The organism is Cyanobacterium sp. IPPAS B-1200 (assembly GCF_001747005.2).
Classification (GTDB): domain Bacteria; phylum Cyanobacteriota; class Cyanobacteriia; order Cyanobacteriales; family Cyanobacteriaceae; genus Cyanobacterium.
This window is the reverse complement of record NZ_CP182899.1, coordinates 635,244-651,112: the sequence shown is the minus strand read 5'-3', so window position 1 is coordinate 651,112 and position 15,869 is coordinate 635,244. Positions and strand designations below refer to the sequence as shown.

The following is a 15,869-nucleotide window of genomic DNA, read 5'->3' as shown; positions in this document are numbered from 1 at the left end:
ATAATGTATGGGGAATATTACCCAATTGAGATTCTCGTTTAAAGCCGATTTGATGCTTACAAAAAAAATTCCCCCCCAAAAGGAGAGGAAACAAAAGAACGAAATTAGCACTATAACTGAGCGTGGAAAGTACGGTTAATAACGTCTAGCTGTTGCTCACGGGTAAGTTTAATAAAGTTCACCGCATAACCTGATACCCTGATGGTAAGCTGAGGATACTGTTCAGGATGATCCATGGCATCAAGGAGAGTTTCTCGGTTAAGGACGTTAATGTTGATATGGTGTCCTGTATCGTGGAAATAACCATCTAGCATTCCAGCGAGGTTACTAATCCTCATATCCGCTGTTTTACCCAGCGCCTCGGGTACAATGGAGAAGGTATAAGAAATCCCATCTTGCGCATCTTCGTAGGGTAATTTTGCCACAGAAGCCATAGATGCGATCGCACCGTTAGTATCCCTGCCGTGCATGGGGTTGGCACCAGGGGCAAAAGGTTCACCCGCTTTTCTGCCATCGGGAGTGCTACCAGTTTTTTTACCATATACCACATTAGAAGTGATAGTTAACACCGACTGAGTAGGAATGGCATTACGATAAGTTTTATTTTTGCGTATCTTATTCATAAACGCCGTCATAATATTAGCGGTGATGGTATCCACTCGATCATCATTATTACCAAATTTAGGATAATCACCCTCCACCTCGTAATCTACCGCCAAACCAACCTCATTTCGGATAACTTTCACCCTGCTATATTTCATAGCCGAAAAAGCATCACCCACCACCGACAAACCAGCAATACCACAGGCCATGGTGCGATAAACATCTCGATCATGGAGTGCCATTTCAATACGTTCGTAAGAATACTTGTCGTGCATATAATGAATGACATTCAAAGTATTAACATATAACTTAGCTAACCAGTCGATGAGCAGGTCAAATTTTGCTGATACCTCATCATAATCGAGATATTCCGAAGTGATAGGCGCATAGGCAGGGGCAACCTGCATGGCAGTATTTTCATCCTTACCACCATTGATGGCATATAATAAGGCTTTGGCAAGGTTTACCCTCGCACCGAAAAACTGCATCTGTTTACCGATACGCATAGCCGACACACAACAGGCGATGCCATAATCATCTCCATACTCAGGGCGCATCAAATCATCGTTTTCATATTGAATAGAACTCGTATCAATGGAAACCTTAGCACAATAGCGTTTAAAGGCTAGGGGCAGTTTTTCAGACCATAAAATAGTTAAATTCGGCTCAGGGGCAGGGCCTAAGTTATAAAGGGTATGGAGGAAACGGAAACTGGTTTTTGTCACCAAGGGGCGCCCGTCTAAACCCATACCACCGATAACTTCCGTTACCCACACTGGATCTGCGGCGAATAATTGGTTATACTCAGGAGCTCGTAGAAACCTGACCATGCGCAATTTGATCACAAATTGATCAAGCAATTCTTGGGCTTCAGTTTCGGTAATCAATCCCTTGTCTAAATCCCTTTGAATATAAATGTCGAGGAAGTTGGCAGTGCGCCCCAAGGACATGGCAGCCCCATTTTGTTCTTTAACAGCGGCTAAATAGCCAAAATAGAGCCATTGCACCGCTTCGGTAGCGTTAGTGGCGGGGTTACTGATGTCAAAACCGTAACTACTTACCATCTCTTGTAATTCATGGAGGGCTTTGATTTGCTCGGTAATTTCTTCCCGTAGGCGGATGGTGTCTTCGTCCATCAAGTCCATTTCGAGAGAGAGGAGTTGATTTTGTTTGTCTTCCATGAGGAAGTCCACGCCATACAATGCCACTCGTCGATAATCCCCGATAATTCTGCCTCTACCATAGGCATCAGGTAAACCTGTGATAATACCTGATTTACGGGCTTTTCTCATCTCAGTGGTGTAGGCGGAGAAAACCCCATCGTTATGGGTTTTACGATATTTGTTGAATATATCATGGATTAAGGGATCTATGCTGTATCCATAAGCCTCGAGGGATTTTTCCACTACCCTAATACCACCATTGGGCATGATGGCACGTTTAAGGGGTTTATCGGTTTGTAAGCCGACTATTTTTTCTAAGTCTTTGTTGATGTATCCTGCACCGTAGGCGTTGATACTGGAGGGAATTTTGGTTTCGGCATCCAATACTCCTTTTTCTCTTTCTTGTTTCATCAACAATTTAACCTCCGTCCACAGGTTATGGGTGGTGGGGGTGGCATCGCTGAGGAAAGATTCGTCGTCGGCGTAGGGGGTATAATTTCTTTGTATAAAATCTCTGACATTAACTTCTTGTTGCCATTTTCCGCTCTCAAATTCTTCCCAGATGGGATATTTTTGTGTAGGGTTGGAGGCGGTTTTGTCTGTGGTCATTACCATATGTTGCGATCTAGCTTTTGTCTATTGGTAGCTAGTCCTCCTTACTACTATTATACTCTTTGGCTCTAAGGGCGATCGTTTCGTTTTGTTAATGGTGTAATGTTTTTTTTGATAAGATATTGAACACTTAAACCTAATACCTAAAAATTTACTGCACTCCTTATCTACTGGTTAGTTCTGATATTTGTAGTACGGCATTTGGGGTTAAATCTGAATTATACGTGCCTATCCATATATCATATTGACCCGATTCTGGATTATTAAAGCGTATGGAAGGGTTATGACTTCGAGAGTTGCCACTATCATCATCACAAAACCATTCACCATCTGGATTATTAATGACTAGGGTTGTATCGTATGCTGAATCTACTGAGATAATCAGAGGTTGTGAACCAGGGGTAAAATTGATACGATAATCTGGAGCCTGAGAAATGTTTCCAACGCATGAGCCTCCGATGGACTCACTAGCATCAATGCTTCCTCCAGCTTGTACAGTTATGGTGTGCGGATCTGGTAAAAATCCTCCAGAGAGTCTGGCCGAGCCATAAGTCGGATCAGAATCGTAGTCTTGGGCTGACACTCCTAGTGTAATGCTACCTAAAAGAGTTGCGCTAATGAACAGGACTCTACTAAACATATGTTTAATTTTTTTTAACGAGAATATCAAGAATTTATTGGAAGATAGTCTTTCTCTAAACTCTTGCTACGGTAATTGTACTGTGTCGTGATAAAGGCGATCGTTTCTTTTTGTTAACCAATTTGAGTTAATCCGTATATAATTATTTTAGGGTAACAAACATCTGTTTTATGGCAGTTATTTTTCCCCATTTCACTCCGCTGAAAAGTATTGATTTTGATAACATTAAAAGCTGTCATACTTACGTGTAATTACTGACAGTATGATGTCACAATACCTGATTTTTAAGAATACATTTACCAAATTATTCCAAGTTACTATACCGTGATTTTGTTTACATAGAACTTTATCATTTAGTAAACTAAAAATTATATGGAATGTATATTAATATCAAAAAATAACTACAATCAAATCGTAAACAACAACTAATGTAATGAGATGAAGAAACAAATCGTATTAATATCAGCTTTAACAGCATCCCTGTTAACTTTTCTTCCCAGCCAAAAAAGCTCTGCTTCGGTGTTGACGTTTAATATCGATAATCTGGCTAATGAACAATCTATTCCTCAAGGATATGGAGACAATATCGACTCAATTAAAGATGGATTTTTTAATTATGAACAAGGGAATAATTTTACTGACAAAATAACAGTCCAATACAGAACATTATCACTAAGTAATTTTGGTACGAGTAACTATAGTGGAACCAATGGACTTAGTTATTATGAAAGTGCGTCAGGAGATGATTATTCAGGTTTAAACAAGGTAGCCTATGCAGCTGGAGGTGATGTGATCGGGGAAATTTCATTCATCCCTGAAACTGGTGTAAGCGTTCTTCTAAATAGCTTTGATTTATCTACTTATCTTAATGAACCTGGAGACAATCAACGACTGGCAGTTTTTGATGAAAACTATAATATTTTATGGACGAGTAATGGTGTAACTAATTCGTCAGACGCATTTGTTAACATTACTGAGAACGCAAAGCTGACTCTTTTACCTAACATAACTCACAACGGTATCTTGAGAATACAGTTTGGAAATAGTGGCAATATTGGCATTAGCAACATCAATTTTGATCAAGTGTTAGAAATTCCTGAACCGTCTTCAGTAATGGGCATTTTATTTTTGGGCGGATTAGGCTTAGCTTCTATGAAGAAAAAATTCGGGGATAACTAATTCTCTGTTATCTATTCCGATTAGGATAAAAAGTATTAGAGATATTGCAAAAGCAATGTTTTAAATAATTTCATATCAAACGTTATCCTTTGTTTTAAAAAATTCCCTAAAAACTGTTTTGGGAATCTTCTGCAATCAACATACTTAAGTATATTATAAAGATAAAGTCATCTTTTATTAAGTACTCTTACGTAATTCTCCTCACGATGTAAGGAAATCTTAATTTGACGAGTCATAGCACATAAAATACTGGTTCGATTGACCATATAGATAAAGTAATCTAATTTATTTCCTTGGTTCATTGGTTGAGATACAATGGGGAAATAATAATTAAGTCATTAGATTAATGGTTTTCAGTGTTACCCGCAATAAATGGCAACCGATAATTAAGCAGTTAGAAGCAGTTTTAGGGAAAAAAGGGGTAATTAAACGCAAAGAAGAATTACTCACCTATGAGTGTGATGGTTTGCCTCAATATCGGCAACGCCCTGCCCTTGTTACTTTACCAAGGACAACGGAGGAGGTAAGTGCGATCGCCCGTATCTGCCATGAGAACGACATCCCATGGATAGCAAGGGGTGCAGGGACAGGATTATCAGGGGGAGCATTGCCCGTCGAAGACTGCGTTTTAATCGTTACCGCCCGTATGGCAAAAGTATTAGACATCGACTACGAAAACCAAAGAATTGTCGTCCAGCCTGGCATCATCAATAATTGGGTAACTCAAACCGTCACGGGTGCAGGGTTTTATTATGCTCCTGACCCCTCTAGCCAGATCATTTGTTCTATTGGAGGCAATGTTGCCGAAAACTCAGGGGGTGTCCACTGTCTCAAATATGGCACAACGACTAATCATGTCTTGGGCTTAACCATCGTCACCCCAGAAGGGGACATCGTCAAAATCGGCGGAAAAGTCCCAGAAACCCCTGGATATGACCTCACAGGCTTATTTGTTGGCTCAGAAGGTACTTTGGGTATTGCCACAGAAATCACCCTAAAAATCCTTAAAACTCCTGATTCTATCTCCGTAGTTTTAGCAGATTTTAATAGCATTGAAGAAGCAGGAAAAGCCGTCGCCGAAATTATCCGCTCAGGAATTATCCCTGCAGGAATGGAAATGATGGACAATTTTAGCATCAATGCCGTGGAAGATATTGTGGCTACTCAATGTTATCCCCGGGATGCCCAAGCCATTTTGTTAGTGGAGTTAGACGGTTTAGAAGTAGAAGTAAAAAACTACAAGGAAAAAGTAGGAGAAATTTGTTTACAGTGCGGTGCGAGAAATATTACCTCCGCCGAAGATGCTCCCACCCGTCTAAAATTATGGAAAGGCAGAAAAGCCGCCTTCGCCGCCATGGGCAAAATTAGCCCTAATTACTTTGTACAAGATGGAGTTGTGCCGCGATCGCAATTAGCCTCGGTATTAAGCGAAATAAGTGTCTTAGGGGAACAATACGGCTACCGTATCGCCAATGTTTTCCATGCAGGAGACGGAAATTTACATCCTCTTATTTTATATAACCAAGCCGAAGAAGGAAGTTTTGAAAAAGTAGAAGAATTAGGGGGAGAAATTCTTAAACTTTGTGTAAAAGTAGGTGGTAGCATATCAGGAGAGCATGGCATCGGTAGCGATAAAAAATGTTACATGGCAGATATGTTCAGTGAGCCAGACTTAGAAACCATGCAATACGTCAGAAGTGCTTTCAATCCCAAAGGATTAGCCAACCCCGAAAAAATCTTTCCCACCCCTCGCACCTGCGGAGAATCTGCCAATGCTCAAAAAGCTGAGTTTAAAGGTAGTCAAGCATTTTAAGAACTAACGTTACGTACTCATTTATAAGTTAGGTTTTATCTGTAAATTTTAACAAGGGGCTTAAGCCCCTTGCCCAACACGTGTACGAACATAGCGTGAACATCCAACGTTTTTACAACCTCAAACTAATTATATTTTTGCGTAACATCAGTCAATAAAACGTGGGGCATGGGGAATGGGCAATGGCTAAATATCTGATTTGTTAATTATTTAACAGTTTTGAATTATCAAGTCCTTGATTTTGGTAAAATTTAAGGACATAAGATATTTTTCATATAAAAAAATGAATAAAACTGTTGCTGATATAATGACTCCCTCACCCATCACCGTCAATCCTGATACTCCCCTCAACGAAGCCATTACGATTTTGGCTGAAAAAAAATTAAGTGGTTTGCCAGTGGTTGACAAGGATAATAAACTGGTGGGAGTGATTTCCGAAAGTGATTTAATGTGGCAGGAGACTGGGGTTGAGCCACCGCCATATATTATGATTTTGGATAGTGTTATTTACCTACAAAATCCTAATCGTTATGAAAAAGATGTACACAAAGCTTTGGGGCAAAGTGTGGGAGAAGTAATGACTAACAAGCCGATTACTGTTAAGGTTGATGACACTGTAAAAAAAGCGGCTCAAATTTTCCATGAGAAAAAAATAAGTCGTTTACCTGTGGTTGATGGCAATGGTAATGTGGTGGGCATTGTTACCCAAGGGGATATTATTCAAGCTATGGCTTTGGATCATTAATAATTCATTATCCCTGTTTTTCTAACAGTTTTTCTATTTATTAAAACTTATTTTCAGATATTATTTAAATTTAACAAATAATTTTAAAACAAAAGCAGAATATAACATTGAGTTAATTTTACTAAATTTATCAGTGTTTATTCACAATATTTTTTTAGAGCAAGTTTCACGCAAATTTTATGTATTAGAAAAATTACATGATGGAAGTTTTTTGGAAACTTAAAAAAAGTGTAAATTAATTCTAATATTGATTATCAATTTAAAATTTATCAACCATAACAAAAAAGTATATGACCAGCACACCAGAATCAGTAAAAAAACTCCTTTATTCAGAGGATTTTGGCGATCGCATTCGGGGCATTAACGAATTAAGAAACCTATCCCCCGATGATGCCTTTGAATTGATTATCCCCGTGATTGCCGATGATAATGTGAGGGTAAGATATGCCGCTGTATCACAACTCGACACCCTTGGAGGAGCGGATTTAGCCAAGAGTAAAGAAGTATTGTTAGATCGATTATATAATGATCCTGAGTCCGACGTTCGGGCTGCGGCAGCGGATGCCATTGCGGGGCTAAAAATGACAGAGGCTTATCCAGACTTGGAAAAAGTATATAACAGCACCGATGACTGGTTAATTCAATTTAGTATTGTGGCAGCCCTCGGAGAATTGGGGGATAGTAGAGGATTTCTACTCCTAGAAAAAGCTCTAAATTCTGATAATGCTTTGCTTCAAACAGCTTCTATCAGTGCATTAGGAGAGTTAGGGGATCATCGGGCTATTGATTTACTGTTACCCTTTGTGGATAATGATGATTGGCAAATACGCCACCGTCTCGCCCAAGCCCTCGGCAGACTGGGGGGTGAAAAAGCTCAAGGAGCTTTACAAAAATTAACAAACGACAAGTCCGACGCAGTGGCAGAGGAAGCAAAAAATTATGTAACTGATAATGGATAACAGTTGTGGAGGTTAGGTGTTAGGTTTTTGGTGTTAATAGTGGATAATTTATTAATCTTCCCCATTTGACTTTTTGGTTTGCTAATATTAAGATTCATTAAGTCAAAATGGAGATTTATAAACAGTGAACAGAAAATTTCTGAGTCAATTAACCCTTTCCCTTGTAATTGGTAGTACGGGATTATTTGGTTTAATGTCTTCCGTAGAGGCACAACAGAAGACAAGTAAACAGCTTACTTTTCAACAAAAAGAACAACTTTACGAACTACTAACCCAAGGTAAGGAGTATATTGATAGCGGAGATTTAAACAACGCGCTCAATGCTTATCGTCAAGCCTCTAGTATTGATGAAACTAATGCCCGTATTTTTTCAGGAATGGGCTTTTTATATGCTAGTAATGGGGATTATTCCTCTTCTGCCCAAGCCTATCGTCAGGCGGTTTCCCTAGAGCCTGATAATGCTCGTTTTTATGGTGCTTTGGGTTATACCCTTGCCAGAAGTGGTGATGATGATGAAGCCATGAGGGCTTACACTAGGGCGGTGGAATTAGAGCCTCAAAATGCGGAATATCATTTGGCATTGGGGGTAATTTCCCTAAGAAATGGACAACATCAGGCGGTGGAAAGACATTATCAACAAATTGTTTCTTTGAATGCCACGGATGAAACTGCCTATGATGTCATGGCAACTTCTCTGTATCAACAGGGGAAGTATGAAAGTGCGATCGCACTTTTAACCGAAGCCATCAGTAAATTTCCTCATAATACAGATTTACAAGTAAAATTAGCCACAGCTTATTTTCAACAGGGCGATGCCGCTGAAGGTTTGAACAAATTAGAAAGTTTACACGTCAGTAACCTCAGTGATGCCAATGTCATCTTGAAAATGGCAATGTTATACGAACAAAATGAAGACTGGGAAATGGCTTTAAGTGGTTATAGAAGAGCCTCTAGTGTCGATCCTAATTCTGTGGTTGCCCATGGTAGTATAGCTAGGGTGTTGGAAAAACAAGGTAATAACATTATGGCCATTGTGGCTTATCGTCAATTTATCGAAGTTGCCCCCCAAAATCCTTATGGTTATCATCGCTTAGGAATGCTTCTCAAAGAAAGAAGTAGAAATGAAGAAGCCGAAGCCATGCTCAAGAAAGCAGAAGAAATTTATCAACAAAGGGGTGATTTAGCTTCAGCCCAAGAAGTTAATGAAGTTTTAAAATAACAAAAGAGGTTTTGATATAAACTGACCATGACTTTTTCGTTTGACTTTGCTTTGTTTTTTCTTCCATAACTTAATCATTAATTACTAAATGTTTACAAAGTCTCAATCATCGATTTTTACTTGGGTTTCTGGTGTTTTAGGTGGCTTAATGCTAGTGGTATTAAGTCAGGGGGCTAGTGTGGCTCAAAATTCGGTGGTTGAGACAAATACCCCATCATTAAACTTTATTCAGGCGGTTTTTTTGGGGTTTGTGCAGGGGGCAACGGAATTTTTGCCCATCAGTAGCTCTGCTCACTTAAAAGTTGTGCCAATGGCTTTGGGATGGGGGGATCCAGGGGTTGCTTTTACTGCTATCATCCAACTAGGTAGTATTTTGGCGGTCATTTGGTATTTTTGGCAGGATTTAAAAAATTTAACCATAGGCATGATTAAGGCATGGCGTACCAAAAATTATGATACCCATGAATTTAAAATTGGTACTGGTATCATCGTCGGTACTATTCCTATCTGTGTGGTAGGTTTAGCTATTAAGGCTTTTGTGGATGATTTTGATGGCTCTGCCATTAGGGGTTTGAGTGCGATCGCCCTTGCGTCTATAATTATGTCTATCCTCCTTGCCATGGCTGAAAAATTTTGTCACCCCAAAAGAACTTTTGATGACTTATCTATCAAAGATGGTATCTTGATGGGGTTAGCAGAAACCTTAGCCCTAATACCGGGTGTATCTCGCTCAGGTTCGACTATTACCGCTGGATTGTTTATAAATTTAGAACGCTCGACGGCGGCTAGATTTTCTTTTTTACTAGGTATTCCAGCCATTACCATTGCTGGTTTAGTGGAATTAAAAGATGTTTTAGCCCTAAATTTGACCAACGAATCCATTATGCCCTTAGTTGTCGGCACTATTTCTTCCGCCATTTTTTCTTATCTTGCCATTGCTTGGTTAATTCGCTTTTTACAAAAACAGAAAACTTGGATTTTTGTCTGGTATCGTCTCGCATTTGGTTTAATCATTTTGGGTGCAATCTTTTTTAATTAGGACTAAATAAAATAACGACTCAATTAATATCCATTGTCAATTATCAATTATTTTTCCCATGCTTGACATAGCCAAATTAGCCAGACAAATGCCCCAAATAGGGCAACAGATGCAAAAAGATGCCCAAGCTAGTTTAAAAAGATTGGAAATGGCTCAAGGACTTTTTTCTGAGGCAAATAAACATCAGGATGAGTTAATTAAAGCACAGGAAGTATGGGGCGATCGCATGATATTTTCCCCTGGCACCCCCGTAGAATCCTTAGATACCGCTATTGATATACCAGACGCTCCCCCTAGCCACAGCGTTTTTTCCAGTGATGGCTCCCAAATTGCCCCCTCCCACCACGAAATAATTTATTGCTATCTCATTAACATCGGCAGAATAATGCTCCACTATGGGCAAAACTTTCATCCCCTATTAGATAGTATTCCCGAAATTTATTATAAAACCGAAGACCTCTACGGCTCCAGAAAATGGGGCATTCGCACCGAAGAATGGATGGGATACCTTCGCACCATGCAAGAAGTACAAGTATTAACCGAGATGGCTTGTACATGGGTAAACCCTCCTGGCGCCCATTTTAATATTCCTAATTTAGCCATGACAGATGGCTCATTGGTTTACTGGTTTTTGGATAATTTACCCACCGAGGCAAGGGAAGAAATTCTCAACCCCGTCATCGAATCTTGGGAACAATTACGGCAAAGTAAAATCCCCCTAGTGGGTTATATCAGTGCATCCCGTAGCATTGAGGTCATTAGTTTTTTACGTCTCATGGCTTGTCCCTATGAAGCACCTAATTGTAATAATTTTTGCTCCTTGGATAATGAAAAAAATCCTTGCCAAAAAGTAGAACCCTTAAGGGATACCAGCCTATGGAATAAGATTTTGCAACCCCGCCAAAGAAGCGCTATTTTCCGCAGTAATTCCCGTATCTTGGATTGTTACCCCGAAAGTCAAAAAACCCATTTTTGCTACCTTCATGGCGGTGTAGAGGTGGCTAGGGTGGAATTTCCTCAATGGATAGCCGAGGATTCAGAGTTGCTCAATCAAGCCCTGAGTATTACCCTTACCCAAATCGACAAAGGTTTTGGTTATCCCGTTGCCCTCGCTGAAGCCCATAATTTGGCGGTGATAAAAGGGGGCGATCGCACTCAATTCTTTTCCCTCATTGAAGACCAAATGTTAAGATATGGGGTGCGAAATGTGGGCGTTTCTTATAAAGAAGCCCGTAAACGGGGCAGTATTGCTTAGAGTGGAATGGGCAATGGTTTTATTATCTGATGTTACGCAAAAATATAATCAGTTTAAGATGGTAAAAATGTTGGATGTTCATATTGTGTTTGTACACGTGCTGGTTAGGGGGCTAGGAGTTGGGCAAGGGGCTTAAGCCCCTTGTTAAAACTTAACTTATAAATGAGTGCGTAACGTCAGTCATTATTTTAAAACATCATATTAATCCGCATAACTTTTTCTTTGTTGTCTTTGATATTCTGCCAAAAAAAGGCTAGTGGCGATCGCCACATTGAGAGATTCCACGCCGTTAAGCAGAGGAATTTTAACCTTATCCGTTGCCAAAGAAGTTAAATCAGAAGACAACCCCTGGGACTCATTCCCCATCAACAAAATTGTCGGCAAAGAAAAATCAACCTCCCAAGGAGTCTTATCCCCTTCCAAAGAAGTAGCAATCACTTGATAACCCTTATTTTTGTAACCTTCCACAAGAATTATTAAATCATCCTCCGCCCTCGCATTGATGCGAAACCACTCCCCCACCGAAGCCCTCATCACCTTGGGATTATCCAAATCCACACTATCCCCACTCAACCACAACATATCCACACCCATGGCCACGCTAGTACGAATTATAGTGCCTAAATTGCCCGGATCTTGTAACCGTTCTACCACCATGCCCAACTTGATATTTTCAGGATCCTTACTTTGGCGATGATGACGAGGGGCAGTCGCCAAAACTCCATCAGGAGTTACCGTAGTAGCCACAGATTTCATCACCTCATCACTAACAATTTCCACCCTTTGGGCTTGAGTCTGTAAACTTTGAGCCAGAAGGTAATTTTTGTTTTGCCATATAGGGGTAAATAGTAAAGTATCAAGGGGGTATTGCACCTGAGAGGCAACCTCCAATAAATTTGTCCCTTCCAGTAAACAAAGATTTTGTCGATGTCTTTCCGATGGGCGTTGTAACTTGCGTATTTCTTTTATTAGGGGGTTTTTTAGACTACTTAACACGGTTTTTTTTGAGAATGGAGAACAGAGAATGATTTAATATAAAAGTTTCCTTCTCCTGGGGGAGAGGGGTTCGGGGTGAGGGTATAATAAGTTTTGACAAGAAACTGCCCATCAGTGGTCACCATCAATTATTAATCAACTAACTTACTCAAAAATAAGTCCATAATGAGGTGGAATTAGTAGAAGATTGATGCCACACCATGATAATCTTAAAAGTGTCAAATTTTATTATAAATTAAAGTTTACGAAAGTAAATAAAACTAAAAATCAGCATGGTTGCAACAAAAGAAAAAACTAACGTCGGTAAAATCACCCAAGTAATTGGGCCGGTGGTTGATGCTGAATTTCCTAGCGGCAATCTTCCCCGTATTTATAATGCGCTCCGTATTGAAGGAACTAACGAAGCAGGACAAACCGTTGCGGTAACCTGTGAAGTACAACAACTTTTAGGTGATAACCAAGTTCGTGCAGTTTCCATGACTACTACCGATGGTTTGGTAAGAGGTATGGAAGTAGTTGATTTGGGTAAACCTATTAGTGTACCTGTGGGTAAAGCTACCCTAGGACGTATTTTTAACGTTTTAGGTGAAACCGTTGACAACAAAGGTCCTGTTAACACCACTGAAACTTCTCCTATTCACCGTAAAGCTCCTGCTTTCACCGAATTAGATACCACCCCCACTGTATTTGAAACTGGTATTAAAGTTGTTGACTTATTAACTCCCTATCGTCAAGGCGGTAAAATCGGCTTGTTCGGTGGTGCTGGAGTTGGTAAAACCGTTATTATGATGGAATTGATCAACAACATCGCTATCCAACACGGTGGCGTATCTGTGTTTGGTGGTGTGGGCGAGCGCACTCGGGAAGGTAATGACCTTTACAACGAAATGATCGAATCTAACGTAATTGATTCTGAAAATCCCGAAAACTCTAAAATTGCTCTTGTTTACGGTCAGATGAACGAACCCCCCGGAGCTAGAATGCGTGTGGGTTTATCTGCTCTGACCATGGCAGAACACTTCCGTGACGTTAACAAGCAAGACGTATTGTTGTTCATCGACAACATTTTCCGTTTTGTACAAGCAGGTTCTGAAGTATCTGCACTTCTTGGTAGAATGCCCTCTGCGGTAGGTTATCAGCCCACCTTGGGTACTGATGTGGGAGACTTACAAGAACGTATTACCTCCACCAAAGACGGTTCTATCACCTCTATCCAAGCGGTATATGTACCTGCGGATGACTTGACTGACCCCGCCCCTGCTACTACCTTTGCTCACTTGGATGGTACTACTGTATTATCCCGTGCTTTAGCTTCTAAAGGTATTTATCCTGCGGTGGATCCTTTAGGTTCTACCAGTACCATGTTACAGCCTAGCATTGTTGGCGATGAGCATTACAACACTGCCCGTGCGGTGCAATCTACTTTACAACGTTATAAAGAGTTACAAGATATTATTGCGATTCTTGGTTTGGATGAATTATCTGAAGAAGATCGTTTAGTGGTTAACCGCGCCCGTAAAATTGAGCGTTTCTTGTCTCAACCTTTCTTCGTTGCTGAAGTGTTCACTGGTAGCCCTGGTAAATATGTTTCCCTCGAAGATACTATCAAAGGTTTCCAAAGAATCCTTTCTGGTGAGTTAGATTATTTACCTGAACAGGCTTTCTACTTGGTTGGTAACATTGACGAGGCGATCACCAAGGGTGAAAAGCTCAAAGGTTAAGGACAATTAACAAAGCACTCACGGATTAATTATCTGTAGTGATAATGGAAGGAAAGACAGGAAAATATTAATTTTGTCTTTCCTTTTTTCGAGAAAAATAAAATTATAAGTATTAAATTTTTAGTTTCAATTATGACTTTAACAGTAAGAGTAATTACCCCAGATAAGACTGTTTGGGATCAGGATGCTCAAGAGGTAATCTTGCCTAGTGGTAGCGGACAGTTAGGTATTTTAACGAATCATGCTCCTCTTCTCACTAACCTTGACATCGGGGTTTTGAGAGTGCGCACCGAGAAAGATTGGAAATCTATCGCCGTAATGGGTGGGTTTGCTGAGGTGGAAAATAACGAGGTCAAAATTCTTGTTAATGGTGCTGAGTTAGGAGAATCCATCGACAAGGAAACTGCTAAAAGTGACTTGGAAACTGCTGAAAATGAGTTAAAATCTGCAAATTCTGGTAGCGATCGCCAAGCACAAATCAAAGCTAATTCTAACTACAAAAAAGCTAGAGCTAGACTTCAAGCAACCAATAGTTAATAAACCTTTCCTTCTCCCCTTGTAAGGGGAGATGCCGAAGGCAGAGGGGTTAAGATATTTAAGGGCGCAAACTCTATTTTTTAACCTCCTTTAAGATTAACTTATTAGGTAATTTATTTTTACTTTTTACCGCCACAGAAACTAAATAATTATTATCAATTTTTAGGTTTTTTATCTGCCATTCTGTTCTAGTATTCTCAGAAATAATTTCTATATCTTCACTTAGAAAATTATAACTTAATTCAATAGCATCCAATCCCCCAGACAATCCCTCTCCAGTGGCTTTTAAATAGGCTTCCTTCGCCGTCCAAAGGGTATAAAATAGTTTTGCTTTATTTTCTTGATTTACTTGCTCTATTAACTGGAATTCACTGGGGCAAAAAAAACGTTTAGCAAGTTGTTTAAATTTTACTTGTTTACTAATATTTTCTATATCTACCCCTATTAATTGATTAGAAATTCCATACACTATCCAATGATCAGTATGAGATAAATTAAAATGTAGGTTAGGATAATCTCTTAAAAATGGTTTTCCTTTTTTATTATAATTAAAGACAATTTTATCTGGATTTATATTGAGATAACTACTTAAAATAATTCTTAATTTTGCCCTACCAATACAAGTGCGATCGCCCTGTAACTTATTCTTAAAACGTTGGATTTTATCTAATTCATCTGGTGATAAAAGAGATTTGAAATAAGGTAAATCAGACAAAAACTTATTAGTATTAACTGAATAAATATCTAACATATTAAAAATAATCAAGCTGGAATAAATCAATAAAACGAATGTTTAAGTAACTATTACTTAATATCAATAAACTTTTAAGCATAAATAGTAATTTAAGGTTTATTTATATACTTTTGTTTATAAAACAATAATTTTAAAACACACTTGTTATTTACTTAAAAATTTAGATTATAATACCTCTAAAAATGAAATTAAAGTAAATAATTTTTAATTATTGAATCAATGCCATGTCTAAATTTGCAACGACCATTTTTATCAGTAGCCTATTTTCAATATTTCTAGTCAGTACCCCCACTCTGGCTCAACAAAAATATCCTCTTATTTGTCGGTCTGGGGGACGTATTTCCATTAGAACAATGGCTGATGGAAGTGGAGAAATTCAAGGACTGAAACAGGGGCGAACCGCTGTCAACAGCAACAATCCAAACTCTTCTCTAGCTCCAGGGGAATGTGGATGGGAAGACAGAGCGATGAATAGTAACGAACCCACTACAATTTGTTACAGCAATGTTGCTGCTTTTAACATAACACCCATAACAACAATTATTGAAAATTTAAACTATCGTGGTGCTGGGGTTGCCAGATACCTTGTACACAACGACACAAGTAACCGCTGCATGAGAGTTAATTAGTTACC

The 15,869-nt window shown here is 39.2% G+C and carries 15 protein-coding genes; 11 read left to right on the top strand and 4 right to left on the bottom strand.

Features of this window, described 5'->3' with window-relative positions; genetic code table 11:
- Window positions 1-110 precede the first annotated feature (110 nt).
- Both pflB and A5482_RS02910 read right to left on the bottom strand, forming a co-directional pair.
- A complete protein-coding gene (pflB, locus tag A5482_RS02915; protein ID WP_069792050.1) occupies window positions 111-2,381 on the bottom strand; it encodes a formate C-acetyltransferase in 2,271 nt (756 codons plus the stop codon).
- A gap of 160 nt (window positions 2,382-2,541) precedes the next feature.
- Entirely contained in the window at window positions 2,542-3,018 is a 477-nt protein-coding gene (locus tag A5482_RS02910) for a peptidase S1 (RefSeq protein WP_069792051.1), read from the bottom strand.
- Between the two features lie 438 nt (window positions 3,019-3,456).
- On the opposite strand from A5482_RS02910, the gene A5482_RS02905 reads away from it, so the two are divergent.
- The 8 genes from A5482_RS02905 (at window position 3,457) to A5482_RS02870 (ending at window position 11,363) form a co-directional block, all read left to right on the top strand.
- Complete coding sequence (locus tag A5482_RS02905; RefSeq protein WP_069792052.1) at window positions 3,457-4,197, top strand: PEP-CTERM sorting domain-containing protein; 741 nt, start codon at window positions 3,457-3,459, stop codon at window positions 4,195-4,197.
- Window positions 4,198-4,543: 346 nt separating this feature from the next.
- Window positions 4,544-6,010: a glycolate oxidase subunit GlcD gene (glcD, locus tag A5482_RS02900; RefSeq protein WP_069792053.1), complete on the top strand. Its 1,467-nt coding sequence runs from the start codon at window positions 4,544-4,546 to the stop codon at window positions 6,008-6,010.
- 283 nt (window positions 6,011-6,293) lie between these two features.
- A complete protein-coding gene (locus A5482_RS02895; RefSeq protein ID WP_069792054.1) occupies window positions 6,294-6,755 on the top strand; it encodes a CBS domain-containing protein in 462 nt (153 codons plus the stop codon).
- Between the two features lie 290 nt (window positions 6,756-7,045).
- Window positions 7,046-7,714, top strand: coding sequence for a phycobilisome degradation protein NblB (nblB, locus tag A5482_RS02890; protein WP_069792055.1), 669 nt, complete (start codon window positions 7,046-7,048; stop codon window positions 7,712-7,714).
- A gap of 124 nt (window positions 7,715-7,838) precedes the next feature.
- Window positions 7,839-8,933, top strand: a complete 1,095-nt coding sequence (locus tag A5482_RS02885; RefSeq protein WP_069792056.1) for a tetratricopeptide repeat protein — start codon at window positions 7,839-7,841, stop codon at window positions 8,931-8,933.
- 88 nt (window positions 8,934-9,021) lie between these two features.
- A complete protein-coding gene (locus tag A5482_RS02880; RefSeq protein WP_069792057.1) occupies window positions 9,022-9,972 on the top strand; it encodes an undecaprenyl-diphosphate phosphatase in 951 nt (316 codons plus the stop codon).
- Between the two features lie 58 nt (window positions 9,973-10,030).
- A complete protein-coding gene (locus tag A5482_RS02875) occupies window positions 10,031-11,227 on the top strand; it encodes a DNA double-strand break repair nuclease NurA (RefSeq protein ID WP_069792058.1) in 1,197 nt (398 codons plus the stop codon).
- A 13-nt stretch (window positions 11,228-11,240) separates the two neighbouring features.
- Window positions 11,241-11,363 (top strand): hypothetical protein, encoded by a 123-nt coding sequence (locus A5482_RS02870; protein ID WP_255365566.1) that lies wholly within the window; start codon window positions 11,241-11,243, stop codon window positions 11,361-11,363.
- A gap of 65 nt (window positions 11,364-11,428) precedes the next feature.
- Here the strand turns inward: A5482_RS02870 and A5482_RS02865 are convergent, their stop codons facing one another.
- Window positions 11,429-12,223 (bottom strand): TrmH family RNA methyltransferase, encoded by a 795-nt coding sequence (locus A5482_RS02865; RefSeq protein WP_069792059.1) that lies wholly within the window; start codon window positions 12,221-12,223, stop codon window positions 11,429-11,431.
- Between the two features lie 272 nt (window positions 12,224-12,495).
- On the opposite strand from A5482_RS02865, the gene atpD reads away from it, so the two are divergent.
- Window positions 12,496-13,944 (top strand): F0F1 ATP synthase subunit beta, encoded by a 1,449-nt coding sequence (atpD, locus tag A5482_RS02860; protein ID WP_069792060.1) that lies wholly within the window; start codon window positions 12,496-12,498, stop codon window positions 13,942-13,944.
- A 132-nt stretch (window positions 13,945-14,076) separates the two neighbouring features.
- Window positions 14,077-14,481 carry an ATP synthase F1 subunit epsilon gene (gene atpC, locus A5482_RS02855; protein WP_069792061.1) on the top strand — a complete coding sequence of 135 codons (405 nt, stop codon included), beginning with the start codon at window positions 14,077-14,079 and terminating at the stop codon, window positions 14,479-14,481.
- Between the two features lie 73 nt (window positions 14,482-14,554).
- Here the strand turns inward: atpC and A5482_RS02850 are convergent, their stop codons facing one another.
- Window positions 14,555-15,232 (bottom strand): 4'-phosphopantetheinyl transferase family protein, encoded by a 678-nt coding sequence (locus A5482_RS02850; protein WP_069792062.1) that lies wholly within the window; start codon window positions 15,230-15,232, stop codon window positions 14,555-14,557.
- 227 nt (window positions 15,233-15,459) lie between these two features.
- Here A5482_RS02850 and A5482_RS02845 point away from each other — a divergent pair, with 227 nt between their 5' ends.
- Window positions 15,460-15,864 carry a hypothetical protein gene (locus A5482_RS02845; protein WP_069792063.1) on the top strand — a complete coding sequence of 135 codons (405 nt, stop codon included), beginning with the start codon at window positions 15,460-15,462 and terminating at the stop codon, window positions 15,862-15,864.
- Window positions 15,865-15,869: the final 5 nt, after the last annotated feature.

Bases quoted from the DNA above. Each gene is read 5' to 3' on its own strand.
- pflB (WP_069792050.1), bottom strand. From the start codon at position 2,381: ATGGTAATGACCACAGACAAAACCGCCTCCAACCCTACACAAAAATAT.
- A5482_RS02910 (WP_069792051.1), bottom strand. From the start codon at position 3,018: ATGTTTAGTAGAGTCCTGTTCATTAGCGCAACTCTTTTAGGTAGCATT.
- A5482_RS02905 (WP_069792052.1), top strand. From the start codon at position 3,457: ATGAAGAAACAAATCGTATTAATATCAGCTTTAACAGCATCCCTGTTA.
- glcD (WP_069792053.1), top strand. From the start codon at position 4,544: ATGGTTTTCAGTGTTACCCGCAATAAATGGCAACCGATAATTAAGCAG.
- A5482_RS02895 (WP_069792054.1), top strand. From the start codon at position 6,294: ATGAATAAAACTGTTGCTGATATAATGACTCCCTCACCCATCACCGTC.
- nblB (WP_069792055.1), top strand. From the start codon at position 7,046: ATGACCAGCACACCAGAATCAGTAAAAAAACTCCTTTATTCAGAGGAT.
- A5482_RS02880 (WP_069792057.1), top strand. From the start codon at position 9,022: ATGTTTACAAAGTCTCAATCATCGATTTTTACTTGGGTTTCTGGTGTT.
- A5482_RS02875 (WP_069792058.1), top strand. From the start codon at position 10,031: ATGCTTGACATAGCCAAATTAGCCAGACAAATGCCCCAAATAGGGCAA.
- A5482_RS02870 (WP_255365566.1), top strand. From the start codon at position 11,241: ATGGTTTTATTATCTGATGTTACGCAAAAATATAATCAGTTTAAGATG.
- atpD (WP_069792060.1), top strand. From the start codon at position 12,496: ATGGTTGCAACAAAAGAAAAAACTAACGTCGGTAAAATCACCCAAGTA.
- atpC (WP_069792061.1), top strand. From the start codon at position 14,077: ATGACTTTAACAGTAAGAGTAATTACCCCAGATAAGACTGTTTGGGAT.
- A5482_RS02850 (WP_069792062.1), bottom strand. From the start codon at position 15,232: ATGTTAGATATTTATTCAGTTAATACTAATAAGTTTTTGTCTGATTTA.
- A5482_RS02845 (WP_069792063.1), top strand. From the start codon at position 15,460: ATGTCTAAATTTGCAACGACCATTTTTATCAGTAGCCTATTTTCAATA.